The organism is Nissabacter archeti, from assembly GCF_018257325.1.
Taxonomy (GTDB): domain Bacteria; phylum Pseudomonadota; class Gammaproteobacteria; order Enterobacterales; family Enterobacteriaceae; genus Chimaeribacter; species Chimaeribacter arupi.
On record NZ_JAERKB010000005.1, the window covers coordinates 231,163 to 248,349 of the forward strand.

Annotated in this window: 16 protein-coding genes; 15 read left to right on the forward strand and 1 reads right to left on the reverse strand. The window is 58.9% G+C overall.

Annotated elements, in window-relative coordinates; all coding sequences use genetic code 11:
• The first annotated feature begins 67 nt into the window (after window positions 1-67).
• The 4 genes from pyrG (at window position 68) to JK232_RS08610 (ending at window position 5,374) form a co-directional block, all read left to right on the forward strand.
• Window positions 68-1,705, forward strand: a complete 1,638-nt coding sequence (gene pyrG / locus JK232_RS08595; RefSeq protein ID WP_101828770.1) for a glutamine hydrolyzing CTP synthase — start codon at window positions 68-70, stop codon at window positions 1,703-1,705.
• Window positions 1,706-1,783: 78 nt separating this feature from the next.
• On the forward strand, window positions 1,784-3,079 hold the full coding sequence (gene eno, locus JK232_RS08600; protein WP_072928962.1) for a phosphopyruvate hydratase: 1,296 nt from the start codon (window positions 1,784-1,786) through the stop codon (window positions 3,077-3,079).
• A gap of 165 nt (window positions 3,080-3,244) precedes the next feature.
• Window positions 3,245-3,916, forward strand: coding sequence for a 7-carboxy-7-deazaguanine synthase QueE (gene queE, locus JK232_RS08605; RefSeq protein WP_101828769.1), 672 nt, complete (start codon window positions 3,245-3,247; stop codon window positions 3,914-3,916).
• 219 nt (window positions 3,917-4,135) lie between these two features.
• A complete protein-coding gene (locus JK232_RS08610; protein WP_072928966.1) occupies window positions 4,136-5,374 on the forward strand; it encodes a DUF2235 domain-containing protein in 1,239 nt (412 codons plus the stop codon).
• A 66-nt stretch (window positions 5,375-5,440) separates the two neighbouring features.
• On the opposite strand, the gene queD is transcribed toward JK232_RS08610, so the two are convergent.
• Entirely contained in the window at window positions 5,441-5,803 is a 363-nt protein-coding gene (gene queD, locus JK232_RS08615; RefSeq protein ID WP_072928968.1) for a 6-carboxytetrahydropterin synthase QueD, read from the reverse strand.
• Window positions 5,804-6,193: 390 nt separating this feature from the next.
• Here queD and cysJ point away from each other — a divergent pair, with 390 nt between their 5' ends.
• From cysJ to ispF, 11 genes are all read left to right on the forward strand, one after another.
• The gene (cysJ, locus tag JK232_RS08620; protein WP_101854939.1) at window positions 6,194-7,999 is read left to right on the forward strand and encodes an NADPH-dependent assimilatory sulfite reductase flavoprotein subunit; all 1,806 of its coding nucleotides are present in this window, start codon (window positions 6,194-6,196) and stop codon (window positions 7,997-7,999) included.
• The gene (gene cysI, locus JK232_RS08625) at window positions 7,999-9,714 is read left to right on the forward strand and encodes an assimilatory sulfite reductase (NADPH) hemoprotein subunit (protein ID WP_072928972.1); all 1,716 of its coding nucleotides are present in this window, start codon (window positions 7,999-8,001) and stop codon (window positions 9,712-9,714) included. Before cysJ ends, cysI begins: the two co-directional genes overlap by 1 nt.
• A gap of 44 nt (window positions 9,715-9,758) precedes the next feature.
• Complete coding sequence (locus JK232_RS08630; protein WP_101828767.1) at window positions 9,759-10,490, forward strand: phosphoadenylyl-sulfate reductase; 732 nt, start codon at window positions 9,759-9,761, stop codon at window positions 10,488-10,490.
• 208 nt (window positions 10,491-10,698) lie between these two features.
• Window positions 10,699-12,117 carry a siroheme synthase CysG gene (gene cysG / locus JK232_RS08635; RefSeq protein WP_072928976.1) on the forward strand — a complete coding sequence of 473 codons (1,419 nt, stop codon included), beginning with the start codon at window positions 10,699-10,701 and terminating at the stop codon, window positions 12,115-12,117.
• A gap of 9 nt (window positions 12,118-12,126) precedes the next feature.
• Window positions 12,127-13,035, forward strand: a complete 909-nt coding sequence (gene cysD, locus JK232_RS08640) for a sulfate adenylyltransferase subunit CysD (RefSeq protein ID WP_072928978.1) — start codon at window positions 12,127-12,129, stop codon at window positions 13,033-13,035.
• A gap of 11 nt (window positions 13,036-13,046) precedes the next feature.
• On the forward strand, window positions 13,047-14,474 hold the full coding sequence (gene cysN / locus JK232_RS08645; protein WP_101828766.1) for a sulfate adenylyltransferase subunit CysN: 1,428 nt from the start codon (window positions 13,047-13,049) through the stop codon (window positions 14,472-14,474).
• A 2-nt stretch (window positions 14,475-14,476) separates the two neighbouring features.
• Window positions 14,477-15,079 carry an adenylyl-sulfate kinase gene (gene cysC / locus JK232_RS08650; RefSeq protein ID WP_246814612.1) on the forward strand — a complete coding sequence of 201 codons (603 nt, stop codon included), beginning with the start codon at window positions 14,477-14,479 and terminating at the stop codon, window positions 15,077-15,079.
• A gap of 60 nt (window positions 15,080-15,139) precedes the next feature.
• Entirely contained in the window at window positions 15,140-15,502 is a 363-nt protein-coding gene (locus JK232_RS08655; RefSeq protein ID WP_212589064.1) for a DUF3561 family protein, read from the forward strand.
• A gap of 167 nt (window positions 15,503-15,669) precedes the next feature.
• The gene (ftsB, locus tag JK232_RS08660) at window positions 15,670-15,990 is read left to right on the forward strand and encodes a cell division protein FtsB (protein ID WP_072928984.1); all 321 of its coding nucleotides are present in this window, start codon (window positions 15,670-15,672) and stop codon (window positions 15,988-15,990) included.
• Window positions 15,991-15,994: 4 nt separating this feature from the next.
• On the forward strand, window positions 15,995-16,711 hold the full coding sequence (gene ispD / locus JK232_RS08665; RefSeq protein ID WP_072928986.1) for a 2-C-methyl-D-erythritol 4-phosphate cytidylyltransferase: 717 nt from the start codon (window positions 15,995-15,997) through the stop codon (window positions 16,709-16,711).
• Window positions 16,711-17,184: a 2-C-methyl-D-erythritol 2,4-cyclodiphosphate synthase gene (gene ispF / locus JK232_RS08670; protein ID WP_072929117.1), complete on the forward strand. Its 474-nt coding sequence runs from the start codon at window positions 16,711-16,713 to the stop codon at window positions 17,182-17,184. Before ispD ends, ispF begins: the two co-directional genes overlap by 1 nt.
• Window positions 17,185-17,187 lie beyond the last annotated feature (3 nt).

Sequence of the window (17,187 nt, forward strand, 5' to 3'; positions counted from 1 at the left end):
GTTCCGGTATACTACTTTCCCGTCCTGGTTCTTCCATCGTCTTTAAACCTAAACTCTCAGGTTCAGCATGACAACTAATTATATTTTTGTGACCGGCGGGGTCGTCTCCTCTCTGGGTAAAGGCATTGCCGCAGCCTCCCTGGCGGCTATTCTTGAAGCCCGTGGCCTCAACGTTACCATCATGAAACTGGACCCGTACATCAACGTGGACCCGGGCACCATGAGCCCGACGCAGCATGGTGAGGTTTTCGTCACCGAAGACGGCGCAGAAACTGACCTCGATTTGGGTCACTACGAACGTTTCATCCGTACCAAAATGTCCCGCCGCAACAACTTCACCACCGGCCGCATCTACTCCGATGTGCTGCGCAAAGAGCGCCGTGGTGACTATCTGGGCGCGACCATCCAGGTTATCCCGCACATCACCAATGCCATCAAAGAGCGCATCATCGAAGGCGGCGAAGGCCACGATGTGGTGCTGGTTGAAATCGGCGGCACCGTAGGTGACATCGAGTCCCTGCCGTTCCTGGAGGCGATCCGCCAGATGGCGGTAGACGTGGGCCGTGAACACACCCTCTACATGCACCTGACGCTGGTGCCGTACATGGCGGCGGCCGGTGAGGTGAAAACCAAGCCGACCCAGCACTCGGTGAAAGAACTGCTCTCCATCGGTATCCAGCCGGATGTGCTGATCTGCCGCTCCGACCGTGCGGTGCCTGCCAACGAACGTGCGAAAATCGCCCTGTTCTGTAACGTGCCGGAAAAAGCGGTTATCTCCTTAAAAGACGTTGATTCAATTTATAAAATCCCGGCGCTATTGAAATCACAGGGCCTGGACGATTATATTTGTAAACGATTCAGCTTAAACGCGCCGGAAGCGAACCTGGCCGAGTGGGAACAGGTTATCTATGAAGAGGCCAACCCAGGCGGTGAAGTGACCATCGGGATGATCGGCAAATACGTCGAACTGCCGGATGCGTACAAGTCAGTGATTGAGGCGCTGAAACATGGCGGCCTGAAAAATCGCCTGACGGTTAACATCAAGCTGATTGACTCGCAGGACGTCGAAACCCGTGGTGAAGAGGTGCTGAAAGACCTCGACGCGATCCTGATCCCAGGTGGCTTTGGCTACCGTGGTGTGGAAGGGAAGGTGTTCGCCGCCCGTTATGCGCGTGAAAACAACATTCCTTATCTGGGCATTTGCCTGGGTATGCAGGTGGCACTGATGGAGTTCGCCCGCCACGTGGCCGGCATGGACAACGCAAACTCCACAGAATTTGTGCCAGACTGTAAGTACCCGGTGGTCGCATTGATCACTGAATGGCGCGATGAAAACGGCAACGTTGAAGTGCGCGATGAGAAGAGTGATTTGGGCGGGACCATGCGTGTGGGTGGGCAGCAGTGCCACCTGACCGAAGGCAGTCTGGTCCGGCAGATGTATGGCGAACCGACCATCGTAGAACGTCATCGTCACCGTTATGAAGTCAACAACATGTTGTTGAAGCAGATCGAAGCGGCGGGTTTGCGTGTTGCCGGTCTCTCTGCAGACAAGCAGTTGGTGGAAATTATTGAGATCCCGAACCACCCGTGGTTCGTGGCGTGTCAGTTCCACCCGGAATTTACGTCAACGCCGCGTGATGGTCACCCGTTGTTTGCAGGCTTCGTCAAGGCTGCCGGTGAGTATCAGAAGCGTCAGGTAAAATAAAATATCGATGAGCAGTGCGCACCCCGGTGCGCACTGTTTGTCTGGAGTTTTAGTTTAACTTGTACTGAGGAAAACCTAATGTCCAAAATCGTTAAAGTCATCGGTCGCGAAATCATCGACTCCCGTGGTAACCCGACGGTAGAAGCTGAAGTACATCTGGAAGGTGGTTTCGTTGGTCTGGCGGCGGCACCATCAGGTGCGTCTACCGGTTCCCGTGAAGCACTGGAACTGCGTGACGGTGACAAATCCCGTTTCCTGGGTAAAGGCGTGACCAAAGCCGTTGACGCGGTAAACGGCCCGATTGCACAAGCTGTGACCGGTAAAGATGCGAAAGACCAGGCGAACATCGATAAGATCATGATCGAGCTGGACGGCACCGAGAACAAATCCCAGTTCGGCGCCAACGCCATTCTGGCGGTTTCTCTGGCGGCCGCTAAAGCCGCTGCAGCAGCAAAAGGTATGCCGCTGTACGAGCACATTGCTGAACTGAACGGCACCCCAGGCAAATTCTCCATGCCGCTGCCGATGATGAACATCATCAACGGTGGTGAGCACGCTGACAACAACGTCGACATCCAGGAATTCATGATTCAGCCGGTTGGCGCGAAAACCGTGAAAGAAGCCATCCGTATGGGTTCTGAAGTTTTCCATAACCTGGCCAAAGTGCTGAAATCCAAAGGCATGAGCACCGCAGTAGGCGACGAAGGCGGCTACGCGCCAAACCTGGGTTCCAACGCTGAAGCTCTGGCTGTTATCGCTGAAGCGGTAAAAGCGGCCGGTTACGAGCTGGGCAAAGACATCACCCTGGCGATGGACTGCGCAGCGTCTGAGTTCTACAAAGACGGCAAATACGTGCTGGCCGGCGAAGGCAATAAAGCCTTCACCTCTGAAGAGTTCACCCACTTCCTGGAAGACCTGACCAAACAGTACCCGATCGTCTCCATCGAAGATGGCCTGGACGAATCTGACTGGGACGGTTTCGCGTACCAGACCAAAGTGCTGGGCGACAAAATCCAGCTGGTGGGTGACGACCTGTTCGTGACCAACACCAAGATCCTGAAAGAAGGGATCGAAAAAGGCATCGCTAACTCCATCCTGATCAAATTCAACCAGATCGGTTCCCTGACCGAAACCCTGGCTGCTATCAAGATGGCAAAAGACGCCGGTTACACCGCGGTCATCTCTCACCGTTCCGGTGAAACCGAAGACGCCACCATTGCTGACCTGGCAGTGGGTACCGCAGCAGGCCAGATCAAAACCGGTTCTATGAGCCGTTCTGACCGCGTTGCCAAGTACAACCAACTGATCCGTATCGAAGAAGCGCTGGGCAACCGTGCGCCGTTCAACGGTCTGAAAGAAGTGAAAGGCCAGTAATTACTGCGCCGGAAGCTTCTGATAAAACCCGCTTCGGCGGGTTTTTTTATGGGCGTTTTCCGGCGCGGTAACGGCCCGACACAGTTAAGGTTGCGCTATATTTGGTCAGAGCAGCGTTATCTGCCATAATCACGCCCCTTCAAAACCACTACTAATGAGAATGTCATGCAGTACCCGATTAATGAGATGTTCCAGACCCTGCAAGGGGAAGGCTATTTTACCGGCGTGCCGGCCATTTTTATTCGCCTGCAAGGATGCCCGGTAGGGTGCAGCTGGTGCGACACCAAACACACCTGGGACAAATTGGCCGATCGGGAAGTCGCGCTGGATGAGATTCTGGTCAAGACCACAGAAACGGATGCCTGGGGCGCGGCCAGTACCGAAGACCTGCTGGCGGTGATTGAGCGTAACGGCTATACCGCGCGCCATATTGTGATCACCGGCGGTGAGCCATGCATCCACGATCTCGGCCCGCTGACGCTGCTGATGGAAAAAAGCGGCTTCACCTGCCAGATCGAAACCAGCGGCACCCATGAGGTACGCTGTTCGCCGAACACCTGGGTGACGGTGTCGCCGAAGGTGAACATGCGCGGCGGCATGGAAGTGCTGGATCAGGCGCTGAAACGTGCCGATGAGATCAAACACCCGGTGGCGCGTGAGCGTGACATCGAGGCGCTGGACGCCCTGCTGGCCAGGCTGCACGACGATAAATACCGTGTGGTGGCGCTGCAACCGATCAGCCAGAAAGAGGACGCGACCCGCCTCTGCATTGAAACCTGTATCGCCCGCAACTGGCGATTGTCGATGCAGACGCACAAATACCTCAATATCGCCTGATCCTGCTGTTATCTCTAAAACGAACCCGCCCCGGCGGGTTTTTTTATGGCCTGGTTTAAGGCACCTCACAACTCATCATAATCCTCACTACGCCGCTATGGCGCCTGCAACGATTACTATACTTAACCATTAACCAGCCGGTTCAGCGTTTATCGCGCTTTGCCGTGCACGGGCATTCTATAAGGGGACATCTCTCTGAGACCTGCGTGGGGGTTCACCATGAGCAAGAACATTGTGTTTTGTGCGGACGGGACCTGGAACGGGATTGCCAACGATGACAATGATGATAATGAGTTTGAATGCAGTAATGTGCTCAAACTGTTTAAAAGCCTGAAAGGTGTGCCGGAATCCTTAAACCATTTTCAGCCTGACGAGCAGGAAAAAGTGTTTACTGAAAACGGGCAGGTGAAACAGGTCGCGAAATATATTCATGGCGTCGGTGACAGCAATAACTGGCTGATTAAAAACCTGGAGGGCGTGTTCGGCAGCGGCACTATCCAGCGCATTGTCCGGGGCTATACCTTTATCAGCCGCCACTATCGCCCCGGCGACAAGATATTTATCATCGGTTTCAGCCGGGGGGCCTACACCGCACGGGCGCTGGCGGGCATGATCACCTCCCAGGGGCTGCTGGATGCAGAGAAACTGAATCTGGCTGACGAGAGTGAAGCGCATAAAGCGCAGGCTTACCGCTGGGGCACCGCCGTCTGGGCGGATTTCCGCCGTGACGCAAAAGCAGATGATTCCTGGCAGGCAAAATTAGTCGCTTTTAAAAATACGCTGCTGGGCCGGACGTCCGAGCCGGTTGACCCGCATTCAATGATCTTTTTTGTGCCGGTTGAGATGGTGGCGGTATGGGACACCGTCGGGGCGCTGGGTATTCCACGTTATAACGATAAAGACGAACGGATCGATTTATTCCGCTTTGCTGATACCAGCCTGCATAAAAATGTGAAATTGGGCCGCCATGCCATTTCGCTCGACGAACAGCGCGTTGATTTTACCCCGGTATTATGGGACGCCCGCCAGGGCATCCAGCAGGTATTATTCCCCGGCGCCCATTCAGACGTCGGCGGCGGTTACCCGGAAAAAGAGAGCGGCCTGTCAAATGGGGCCTATCACTGGATGCATGAAGAGTTAGCGGAAGCAGGGGTATTATTGAACCCGCACCCTTACCAAAGCGATCACCGCGCGCTGTGCCATTGCCCGTGGTTTGATAAAACGATCTATGAAACCACTGAGCGCCGGTTAATGTCGCCGCTTAAAAAAAGCCTGCCCTATCTTTTTGACGGGAATTACACGCTGGCTGTCCATGAATCCGTGCGTAAACGGTGCGCCGAAGAGCAGGTTTCTATTCAGGACCCGAAAACCGGGCAGATTACCCGCATCCCTTATCGCACCCGGTATCTGGAGAGCTTTATGGATGACCCGGACGTCATGATTGTCCCGATGAAATAGCGGGGTACGGCAGGGTAAAAGAGCGCCGCAGCATGAACCACCGGGCGGTGGTTCATGCCGACAGCGTTACTCGCCTTTGTAGATGCAGCCGGCGGTGCAGGTTTCTTTCACCAGCACGGCGCTCAGGATCGGCAGTTGCGGCTTCAGCTCATCCCAAATCCATTTTGCCAGCACTTCGCTGGTCGGGTTCTCCAGGCCGGGGATGTCATTCAGGTAGAAGTGATCCAGACGTTCCCAGGTCGGCTTGAACAGCGCCTTAAGTTCGGAAAAGTCCATCACCCAACCGGTATGCGGGTCAACTTCGCCGGTGATCTCCAGGCGTACCATAAAGGAGTGGCCGTGCAGCCGGCCGCATTTATGGCCTTCCGGAACGTGGGGAAGCCGGTGGGCGGCTTCAAATTGAAAATCTTTAAACAGCGTGGTTACCATTGCTACCGTCTCATTGCCTCAAAAACCGGCGAATACTACCGGAAAGCCGTCCCCCACGCCATGAAATCTCATCCCCTCCGGCACCCCGCTGAAAACTTTTTTTCCACGCCCGGCCGGGCCTGCTCTGTTGCCTTTTCAATACCTTAGGGAGGGAGTGACAGTAAAAACTGAACGAATTCAACGTTATGAAAAGCCGCATTTACCACTTTTTCCGGTAACAGCCATTACTAAATCAGCTTAGGCATTTTAGTTATTTGTTATGTCCATCGCTTATTTAAGTGTTGCCAGGCCACTGGGTAACCTTACAAACTCTCTACTTTCTCTCTTTTTCCTCGTCTCACCCGACGTGACGAAACAGACACAGGCTTACGCACAGGAACCGGTACTGCAATGACGACTCAGGCACCACCCACTTCGCTGCTCCCGCTTACGCCCGAGCAACTGGCACGCTTGCAAGGCGCAATCGGTGAATTTTCACCGACCCAGATGGCCTGGCTCTCCGGCTATTTCTGGGGCATGGTCAACCAGCAACCGGGCGCTACCGTGCCTGCTGCCCCGGCCGCCCCGGCTGCCAGCAGCATCACGCTGATTTCGGCGTCCCAAACCGGCAATGCCCGGCGCCTGGCGGAGCAACTGCGTGATGACCTGCTGGCGGCCAAACTGACCGTGAACCTGGTCAACGCCGGTGACTACAAATTCAAGCAGATTGCCCAGGAAAAACTGCTGGTGATGGTGGCCTCCACCCAGGGTGAAGGCGAACCGGCAGAAGAGGCGGTGGCGCTGCATAAGTTCCTGTTCTCCAAGAAAGCCCCGAAACTCACCGATACCGCCTTTGCGGTGTTTGGCCTCGGCGATACCTCTTATGAGCATTTCTGCCAGGCGGGCAAAGATTTTGACAGCAAGCTGGCCGAGTTGGGCGGTGAGCGCCTGCTCGACCGCGTAGACGCCGATGTGGAGTATCAGGCGCAGGCGGAGCAGTGGCGTAAGCAGGTGGTAGAGGTGCTGAAAGCGCGCGCCCCGGCGCAGCCTGCCGCCACCTTACAGGCCGCCCAGAGCGGCACCGTGAATGAAGTGGACTCCAGCCCTTACACCAAAGAGCAGCCGCTGGCCGCCACGCTGCTGCTGAACCAGAAAATCACCGGCCGCAACTCGGATAAAGATGTGCGCCATATTGAGATCGACCTCGGCGACTCCGGCCTGCGTTATCAGGCCGGGGATGCGCTGGGCGTCTGGTTCGACAACGATCCGGCGCTGGTGGATGAACTGCTGGGCCTGCTGTGGCTCAAGGGCGATGAGAGCGTCACCCTCGACGGCAAACCGCTGACGCTGCGCGAGGCGCTGATCCACCACTATGAGCTGACGCAGAACACCCCGGTGATCGTCAGCAACTACGCCGCGCTGGCGCGCAATGAGCAGCTGACCGAGCTGCTCACTGACAAGGCGCGTTTGCAGCACTATGCGCAGACCACGCCGATTGTGGACATGGTGCGCCAGGCACCGATGGAGCTGAACGCCGAGCAGCTGACCGGCCTGCTGCGCCCGCTGACGCCGCGCCTCTACTCCATCGCCTCATCCCCGGCGGAGAATGAGGGCGAAGTGCATATCACCGTGGGCGCGGTGCGCTACGAGATTGACGGCCGCCCCCGTACCGGCGGCGCGTCCGGCTATCTGGCTGACCGGCTGGAAGAGGAGGGCGAAGTGCGGGTGTTCATCGAGCACAACGACAACTTCCGCCTGCCCGCTGACCCGGATGCCCCGGTGATCATGATCGGCCCCGGCACCGGCATCGCGCCGTTCCGCGCCTTTATGCAACAGCGTGACAACGACGGTGCCGGCGGCAAAAACTGGCTTTTCTTCGGCAACCCGCACTTCACCGAGGATTTCCTCTATCAGGTGGAGTGGCAGCGTTACGTCAAAGATGGCCTGCTGACCCATATCGACCTGGCCTGGTCACGCGATCAGGCCAACAAAGTCTACGTACAGGACAAACTGCGCGAGAAGGGCGCAGAAGTGTGGCAGTGGATCCAGGAAGGCGCGCACATCTATGTCTGTGGCGATGCCAACCGGATGGCCAAAGATGTGGATCGGGCACTGGTGGAACTGGTGGCAGAACACGGTGCAATGGACGCCGAGTCAGCCGATGAATTTTTAAGTGAGCTGCGCCTTGCGCGCCGTTATCAGCGAGATGTGTACTAATGAGCGATAAACACCCCGGCCCTCTGGTTGTGGAAGGCAAACTCAGCGATGCCGAGCGCATGAAGCGCGAGAGCAACTACCTGCGCGGCACCATTAAAGAAGACCTGAACGACGGCCTGACCGGCGGTTTCAACGGCGATAACTTCCTGTTGATCCGTTTCCACGGCATGTACCAGCAGGATGACCGCGACATCCGCGCTGAGCGCGCCGCGCAGAAACTGGAGCCGCGCCACGCAATGATGCTGCGTTGCCGCCTGCCGGGCGGCGTGATGACGCCGGAGCAGTGGCTGGGCATCGACAAATTCGCCGCCGACAGCACGCTCTACGGCAGCATCCGTATTACCAACCGCCAGACGTTCCAGTTCCACGGCATCCTGAAGCCGAACGTGAAGCCGGTACACCAGTTGCTGAACAAGCTGGGACTGGACGCGCTGGCCACCGCCAATGACGTGAACCGTAACGTGCTCTGCACCTCCAACCCGGTGGAGTCGGAGCTGCATCAGGAGGCGTACCAGTGGGCGAAGAAAATTTCCGAGCACCTGCTGCCGCGCACCCGTGCCTACGCCGAAGTCTGGCTGGATCAGGAGAAGGTTGAAACCACCGATGAGGAGCCGATCCTCGGTGCGACCTACCTGCCGCGTAAATTCAAAACCACGGTGGTGATCCCACCGCAGAACGATGTCGACCTGCACGCCAATGACCTGAACTTTGTGGCCATCGCAGACAACGGCAAACTGATTGGCTTCAACGTGCTGGTGGGCGGCGGGCTTTCCATCGCCCACGGCGACAAGAAAACCTATGCACGCACCGCCAGCGAACTGGGCTTTATCCCGCTGGAAAATACCCTGGCGGTGGCGGAAGCGGTGGTCACTACCCAGCGCGACTGGGGTAACCGTACCGACCGTAAAAACGCCAAGACCAAATACACCCTGGAGCGCGTCGGCGTTGACACCTTCAAGGCAGAAGTGGAAAAGCGGGCCGGCATCGCCTTTGCCCCGGTTCGCCCGTATGCCTTCACCGGCCGCGGCGACCGCATCGGCTGGGTGAAAGGCATCGACAACCAGTGGCACCTGACGCTATTTATTGAGAACGGCCGCATCCTTGACTATCCGGGCCGCCCGCTGAAAACCGGCCTGGCGGAGATTGCGAAAATCCACAAAGGGGATTTCCGCCTCACCGCCAACCAGAACCTGATTGTGGCCGGTGTGCCGGAACAGGAAAAAGCGCGTATTGAAGCGCTGGCGCGCGACCACGGCCTGATCGATGACCAGCTCACCGAACAGCGCAAAAACTCGATGGCCTGCGTCTCCTACCCGACCTGCCCGCTGGCGATGGCCGAAGCCGAACGCTTCCTGCCGGAATTCGTCACGCAGGTGGAGGAGATCATGTACCGCCACGGCGTCGGCAATGAGCATATCGTGTTGCGCGTGACCGGCTGCCCGAACGGCTGCGGCCGGGCATTACTGGCGGAAATCGGGCTGGTGGGCAAGGCGCTCAACCGCTACAACCTGCACCTGGGCGGCAACCTGGCCGGCACCCGCATCCCGCGGATGTACCGTGAGAACATCAGTTCAGAAGAGATCCTGACGATTATTGATGAACTGGTCGGGCGCTGGGCAACGGAACGCACGCCGGGCGAAGGCTTCGGTGACTTTACTGTCCGTACCGGCATCATCCGCCCGGTGCTGGACCCGGCCCGTGATTTCTGGGAGTGAGCCTGCGCTCCCCCAACCATGCCTATTTATGCTGAGGAGCACTGATGTCCCACTTTAATCTGGCAGAACTGAACGCCTTGCCGAAATCCGGCCAGGCACTGGCATTGGCAGAAACCAACGCCGCGCTGGAGGCACTGAGCGCCGAACAGCGCGTGGCCTGGGCGCTGGAGCACCTGCCGGGGGAGTTTGTGCTCTCCTCCAGCTTCGGTATTCAGGCGGCGGTCTGTTTGCATCTGGTGACGCGCCAGCGCCCGGATATTCCGGTTATCCTGACTGATACCGGCTACCTGTTCCCGGAGACGTACCAGTTCATCGACGCGCTCACGGAGCAACTCGGCCTGAACCTGAAAGTCTACCGGGCTGAGCACTCGCCTGCCTGGCAGGAGGCGCGCTACGGCAAACTCTGGGAGCAGGGCGTGGAAGGGATTGAGCGCTATAACCAGATTAATAAAGTCGAGCCGATGAACCGGGCGATGGAAACGCTGGGCGCCGGCACCTGGTTCGCCGGGTTGCGCCGTGAGCAGTCCGGCAGCCGCGCGCACCTGCCGGTATTGGCGGTACAGCGCGGGGTGTTCAAGGTGCTGCCGATCATCGACTGGGATAACCGGCAGGTGCACCAGTACCTGAAACAGCATGGCCTGAGCTACCACCCGCTGTGGGATCAGGGCTACCTTTCGGTGGGCGACACCCATACCACCAAAAAGTGGGAGCCGGGCATGAAAGAGGAAGAGACCCGTTTCTTCGGCCTGAAACGCGAGTGCGGCCTGCACGAGTGATCCCCCTGACGTGAAAAAAGCGCGGCGTTGTGATGATGCCGCGCTTTTTTATTGCCGGGTTATTGCCCCAGCCGCCACGGCATTTCCCGCCTCGCGGGGTTTCCCTATATTCCATAAAGGAACTAATCATTCCATTTCGTCATTTCATAAGGCGGAAGGGCACGCCGTATAGTCACGTTATCAATTTTTTAGCTAAGTAAAGGCTGTTGTGGACTATCTCCCCCTTTTTGCCGACCTGAAACAGCGTCCGGTCCTGGTCGTGGGTGGCGGTGAAGTCGCCTCGCGCAAAATCGATTTGCTGCTGCGCGCCGGTGCAGACGTGCAGATAGTGGCACAGGCACTTCACCCCGAACTCCAGCATCGCTATGAACAACACCAGGTGACCTGGCTGGCAGAGGCCTTTGAGCCTGCCCAGCTTGATAACGTGTTTCTGGTGATCGCCGCGACCGATGACAACGTGCTGAATGCCACGGTGTTCGACGAAGCCGATCGCCGCCGGGTGCTGGCGAACGTGGTGGATGACCAGCCGAAGTGCTCCTTTATCTTTCCGTCGATTGTTGACCGCTCGCCGCTGGTGGTGGCGATCTCTTCCAGCGGCAAAGCCCCGGTGCTGGCGCGCCTGCTGCGCGAGAAACTGGAAGCCTTGCTGCCTGCCAGCCTCGGCACCATGGCGGAGATCGCCGGCAACTGGCGCGGCCGGGTGAAAGACCAGCTGCGCTCAATGACGGAACGCCGCCGCTTCTGGGAAAAAGCCTTCAGCGGGCGCTTTGCCGCGCTGGTGGAGAGCGGCCAGCCGGAACAGGCGGAGCAGGCGCTGCACGACACCCTGACCCAGCACCAGAAAGAGGGCGGGCAGGTGACGCTGGTGGGCGCGGGGCCGGGCGATGCCGGGCTGCTGACGCTGCGCGGCCTGCAGGTGATGCAACAGGCTGACGTGGTGCTGTATGACCACCTGGTCAGCGATGAAATTCTCGATCTGGTGCGCCGCGACGCCGATCGCATCTGCGTCGGCAAACGTGCCGGGGCGCATTCCGTGGCGCAGGAAGAGACGAACCGCCTGCTGGTGGAGCTGGCGCTGAAGGGCAAACGGGTGGTGCGGCTCAAAGGCGGCGACCCGTTTATCTTCGGGCGCGGCGGTGAGGAGTTACAGGCGGCGAAAGCAGCCGGTATTCCGTTCCAGGTGGTGCCGGGCGTCACGGCTGCCGCCGGGGCCACCGCCTATGCCGGTATCCCGCTGACCCACCGTGACCATGCGCAGAGCGTACTGTTTATTACCGGCCACTGCCGCCCGGACGGCGACGCCTTTGACTGGGCGACGCTGGCCCGCAGCCGCCAGACGCTGGCGATTTATATGGGCACCGTCAAAGCGGCGGAAATCAGCGCACAGCTGATCGCCCACGGCCGCGCCGCCGACACCCCGGCAGCGGTGATTGGCCGCGGCACCCGTGCCGACCAGCAGGTGCTGACCGGCACCCTGGCGCAACTCGATATTCTGGCTCAACAGGCACCGACACCGGCGCTGCTGGTGATTGGCGAAGTGGTTTCACTCCATTCGCAACTCGCCTGGTTTGGGCATCAACCGCAGGCAGACGGCTTCCAACGCCCGTCCGTCGTGAATTTGGCTTAAGGATCTGTTATGGACGAAAAACGACTCACACATTTGCGGCAACTGGAGGCGGAGAGCATCCATATCATCCGTGAGGTCGCCGCTGAATTCGGTAACCCGGTGATGCTCTACTCCATCGGGAAAGACTCGTCGGTGATGCTGCACCTGGCGCGCAAAGCCTTCTACCCCGGCACGCTGCCGTTCCCGCTGCTGCATGTGGACACCGGCTGGAAATTCCGCGAAATGTACGACTTCCGCGACCGCACCGCCAAAAATTATGGCTGCGAGCTGCTGGTGCACAAAAACCCGGAAGGGGTGGCGATGGGCATTAACCCGTTCGTCCACGGCAGCGCCAAACACACCGACATCATGAAAACCGAAGGGCTGAAGCAGGCGCTGAACAAATACGGCTTTGATGCCGCGTTCGGCGGCGCCCGCCGTGATGAGGAAAAATCGCGCGCCAAGGAGCGTATCTACTCCTTCCGTGACCGCTTCCACCGCTGGGACCCGAAAAACCAGCGCCCGGAGCTGTGGCATAACTACAACGGCCAGATCAACAAAGGGGAGAGCATCCGCGTCTTCCCGCTGTCGAACTGGACGGAGCTGGACATCTGGCAATATATCTACCTGGAAAATATTGAGATTGTGCCGCTCTACCTGGCCGCGCCGCGCCCGGTGCTTGAGCGCGACGGCATGTTGCTGATGGTGGACGATGACCGCATCGACCTGCAACCGGGCGAAGTGATTGAGCAGAAGATGGTGCGCTTCCGTACCCTCGGCTGCTGGCCGCTGACCGGCGCGGTGGAATCCGGGGCGCAAACGCTGCCGGAGATCATCGAGGAGATGCTGGTCTCCACCACCAGTGAGCGCCAGGGGCGCGCCATCGACCGCGATCAGGCCGGGTCGATGGAATTGAAAAAGCGTCAGGGATATTTCTAAGGAGCCGCCAGATGAATAATGCAATTGCACAACAGATCGCCGAACAGGGTGGCGTCGAAGGCTACCTGAAGAGCCAGCAGCACAAAAGCCTGCTGCGTTTCCTGACCTGCGGCAGTGTCGATGACGGCAAATCCACGCTGATTGGCCGCCTGCTGCATGACACCCGCCAGATCTATGAAGACCAGCTCTCTTCGCTGCACAACGACAGCAAACGCCACGGCACCCAGGGCGAGAAACTCGATCTGGCGCTGCTGGTGGACGGCCTCCAGGCGGAGCGCGAGCAGGGCATCACCATTGATGTGGCTTACCGCTACTTCTCCACTGAGAAGCGCAAATTTATCATCGCCGACACGCCGGGGCATGAGCAGTACACCCGCAACATGGCGACCGGTGCCTCGACCTGTGACCTGGCGATTTTGCTGATCGACGCCCGTAAAGGGGTGCTGGACCAGACCCGCCGCCACAGCTTTATCGCCACGCTGCTGGGCATCCGTCACCTGGTGGTGGCGGTGAACAAAATGGACCTGGTGGACTACAGCGAAACCGTCTACGAGCAGTTCAAGCAGGATTACCTCGATTTCGCCCAGCAACTGCCGGCCGATCTCGACATCAAATTTGTGCCGATGTCCGCCCTGGAAGGGGACAACGTCGCAACCCAGAGCAGCAAAATGGGCTGGTATACCGGCCCGACGCTGCTGGAGATGCTGGAGACCGTCAACGTCATCAACATCAGTGAGCAACAGCCGCTGCGCTTCCCGGTGCAGTATGTCAACCGCCCGAACCTCGACTTCCGCGGTTACGCCGGCACGCTGGCGGCCGGTGTGGTGCGCGTCGGCCAACGGGTGAAAGTGCTGCCGTCCGGCGTCGAGTCCACGGTGGCGCGCATTGTCACCTTTGACGGTGATTTGCAGGAAGCCTGGGCCGGTGAGGCGATCACGCTGGTACTGAAAGATGAGATCGACATCAGCCGTGGTGACCTGCTGGTGGATGCGGCCGATAGCCTGAAGCCGGTGCACCATGCGCTGGTGGACGTGGTGTGGATGGCCGAGCAGCCGCTGGTGCCGGGGCAGAGTTACGACATCAAAATCGCCGGGAAGAAATCCCGTGCGCGGGTGGAGAACATCCAGTATCAGGTGGAGATTAACTCCCTGACCCAGCGCGTGGTGGAAAACCTGCCGCTGAACGGCATCGGGCTGGTGGAGCTGACCTTTGATGAGCCGCTGATGCTGGACAACTACCAGGCCAACGCAGTGACCGGCGGCATGATCTTTATCGATCGCCTGACCAACGTCACCGTGGGCGCAGGCATGGTGCGCGAAGCGCTGGACACCGTGTTTGAAGAGCCGGGCGCCTTCAGCGCGTTCGAGCTGGAGTTGAACGCGCTGGTGCGCCGCCACTTCCCGCACTGGGGTGCGCGTGATTTGCTGGGTGGTAAATAAACGTGTCTGAACGCGATGAAAACATCGTCTGGCACCCGCACGCCATTGCGCGTGCGGACCGCGAGGCGCTGCACCGCCACCAGGGCGCGGTGCTGTGGTTTACCGGGCTGTCCGGCTCCGGCAAGTCCACGGTGGCCGGGGCGCTGGAGCAGGCGCTGCACGCCCACGGGGTCAGCACTTATCTGCTGGACGGCGACAATGTCCGCCACGGGCTGTGCCGCGATCTGGGCTTTTCCGACGATGACCGGCGCGAAAATATCCGCCGGGTCGGCGAAGTCGCCAAACTGATGGTGGACGCCGGGCTGGTGGTGCTCACCGCCTTTATTTCACCGCACCGTGCCGAACGGCAGATGGTGCGTGAGCTGCTCGGCGACCGCTTTATTGAGGTGTTTGTCGACACGCCATTGGAATTGTGCGAAGCCCGTGATCCCAAAGGGTTATACAAAAAAGCGCGGGCAGGGGAGCTGAAAAACTTCACCGGCATTGACTCGGTTTACGAAGCCCCTGAGGCTCCGGATATCCACTTGAAAGGTGAACAATTAGTAACAAATTTGGTCGAGCAAATGTTAGACGTTCTGCGTCGCCGCGTTATTATCGAACCCTGAACCGGCTGCGGAAACGCGTGTAAAAACGTGCTGCCGCACTGAGACCACAGGGATCACCGTATGCAGAATATCAGCCCCTATTCCACTGCCGGCCGCCCGGCCACTGAGCCGTCGCGGCCACTGCGTCCGGCGGCTGACCGGCATGAGGGTGAGGAGCCGTCTTACTCTTTTCTGGGCGGCTGCTCGGGGTTTATCTTCTATTGGCTGGCGTTTGCCATTCCCTTTGTGGTGTATGGTGCAAACACGCTGTTTTTCCTGATTTATACCTGGCCCTTTTTCCTGACGCTGATGCCGGTGTCAGTACTGGTCGGCATCGCCGTCAGTATGTTGCTGCGCGGCCATGTGCTGCTGACGTTGCTGATCAGCGGCGCAATGGTTGTCTGCCTGTTCTGGATGGTGTTCTCCTTTCTGACCGGCTGGTAAGCCCGGCCGCCTTTCTGCCCTGTTTTCCCCTTTTTTCTGCCGGCCTGCCGCCGGGGGAGCCTGTTATCCCGGTATACTTCGTTGCCTAATCGCCCGGCCAATGCATTGCGCATGTGGAGTCGGACGTAAAGTTATGGGATGATTGCCGGGTTTTTCAGGGGGCGGGCATGGGTAAATTAACGCTGCTGTTATTGGTTTTACTTGGCTGGCTCCAGTATTCGCTGTGGCTGGGCAAGAATGGTATTCACGATTATATCCGGGTGGATGATGACGTTGCGGTCCAGAAGGCCAACAACGCCAAGCTGAAATCACGGAACGATCAGCTTTTTGCTGAAATAGATGATTTGAATGGCGGTCAGGAAGCGATCGAGGAGCGCGCGCGCAACGAACTCGGGATGATTAAACCGGGCGAAACCTTCTACCGGCTGGTGCCTGACCAATCCAAACGCAGCGCAACCACTGCGTCTGCTCAAAACAACGCACACTAATCAGATGAACAACGCAGGTTCCCTTCCAGAGATCATTGCCGTTGTGCCGGCCGCCGGAATCGGCAGCCGTATGCAGGCACAATGCCCGAAGCAGTACCTCACCATCGGCCACCAGACCCTGATTGAACATGCCATCACGGCGTTGCTGCGCCACCCGCGCATCAACCGCGTGATTGTGGCCGTCAGCCCACAGGACACGCATTTCAGGCAATTGCCGATTGCCGCTGACCGCCGGATTAACGTAGTGTCAGGCGGTTCAGAGCGTGCTGACTCGGTGCTGGCCGGCCTTGAATGCGCCGGTGACGCGCAGTGGGTGCTGGTGCATGACGCCGCGCGCCCCTGCCTGCATCAGGACGATCTGGCGCGCCTGCTGGCGATCACCGCGACCAGCAAGGTCGGCGGCATTCTGGCCGCCCCGGTGCGGGATACCATGAAGCGGGCCGAGGCGGGCGTGGCGGCGGTGGCGCACACCGTTGACCGCCAGAACCTGTGGCACGCCCTGACGCCGCAGCTTTTTCCGCTGGCGCTGCTGAAAGCGTGCCTCAGCCGGGCGCTGCGCGAAGGGGCAACCATCACGGACGAAGCGTCGGCACTGGAGTATTGCGGTTACCATCCGCAACTGGTGACCGGGCGCGCTGACAATATCAAAGTGACGCAGCCGGAAGATCTGGCGCTGGCGGCATTTTATTTATCTCATTTTTTAACACAGGAGAGCGCATGATGCGTATCGGTCACGGATTTGATGTACATAAATTTGGTGGAGAAGGTCCGTTGGTGATCGGTGGCGTGCGCATTCCGTACCCGCAAGGGCTGCTGGCGCACTCCGACGGTGACGTGGCGCTGCATGCGGCCACCGATGCACTGCTGGGTGCTGCGGCGCTGGGCGACATCGGCAAACTCTTCCCGGATACCGACCCGGCGTACAAAGGCGCAGACAGCCGCGCCCTGCTGCGTGAGGCTTACCGCCGCATTCAGGCCAAAGGCTACCGCCTCGGTAACCTCGACATCACCCTGATTGCGCAGGCGCCGAAAATGGCTCCGCACATTCCGCAGATGCGGGTCAATCTGGCCGAAGATTTGCAGTGCCATATGGATGACGTCAACGTGAAGGCGACCACCACTGAGCAGCTCGGTTTTACCGGGCGTGGCGAAGGCATTGCCTGTGCCGCCGTCGCCCTGCTGATTAAGGCCTGATGT

Bases quoted from the DNA above. Each gene is read 5' to 3' on its own strand.
- pyrG (WP_101828770.1), top strand. From the start codon at position 68: ATGACAACTAATTATATTTTTGTGACCGGCGGGGTCGTCTCCTCTCTG.
- eno (WP_072928962.1), top strand. From the start codon at position 1,784: ATGTCCAAAATCGTTAAAGTCATCGGTCGCGAAATCATCGACTCCCGT.
- queE (WP_101828769.1), top strand. From the start codon at position 3,245: ATGCAGTACCCGATTAATGAGATGTTCCAGACCCTGCAAGGGGAAGGC.
- JK232_RS08610 (WP_072928966.1), top strand. From the start codon at position 4,136: ATGAGCAAGAACATTGTGTTTTGTGCGGACGGGACCTGGAACGGGATT.
- queD (WP_072928968.1), bottom strand. From the start codon at position 5,803: ATGGTAACCACGCTGTTTAAAGATTTTCAATTTGAAGCCGCCCACCGG.
- cysJ (WP_101854939.1), top strand. From the start codon at position 6,194: ATGACGACTCAGGCACCACCCACTTCGCTGCTCCCGCTTACGCCCGAG.
- cysI (WP_072928972.1), top strand. From the start codon at position 7,999: ATGAGCGATAAACACCCCGGCCCTCTGGTTGTGGAAGGCAAACTCAGC.
- JK232_RS08630 (WP_101828767.1), top strand. From the start codon at position 9,759: ATGTCCCACTTTAATCTGGCAGAACTGAACGCCTTGCCGAAATCCGGC.
- cysD (WP_072928978.1), top strand. From the start codon at position 12,127: ATGGACGAAAAACGACTCACACATTTGCGGCAACTGGAGGCGGAGAGC.
- cysN (WP_101828766.1), top strand. From the start codon at position 13,047: ATGAATAATGCAATTGCACAACAGATCGCCGAACAGGGTGGCGTCGAA.
- JK232_RS08655 (WP_212589064.1), top strand. From the start codon at position 15,140: ATGCAGAATATCAGCCCCTATTCCACTGCCGGCCGCCCGGCCACTGAG.
- ftsB (WP_072928984.1), top strand. From the start codon at position 15,670: ATGGGTAAATTAACGCTGCTGTTATTGGTTTTACTTGGCTGGCTCCAG.
- ispD (WP_072928986.1), top strand. From the start codon at position 15,995: ATGAACAACGCAGGTTCCCTTCCAGAGATCATTGCCGTTGTGCCGGCC.
- ispF (WP_072929117.1), top strand. From the start codon at position 16,711: ATGCGTATCGGTCACGGATTTGATGTACATAAATTTGGTGGAGAAGGT.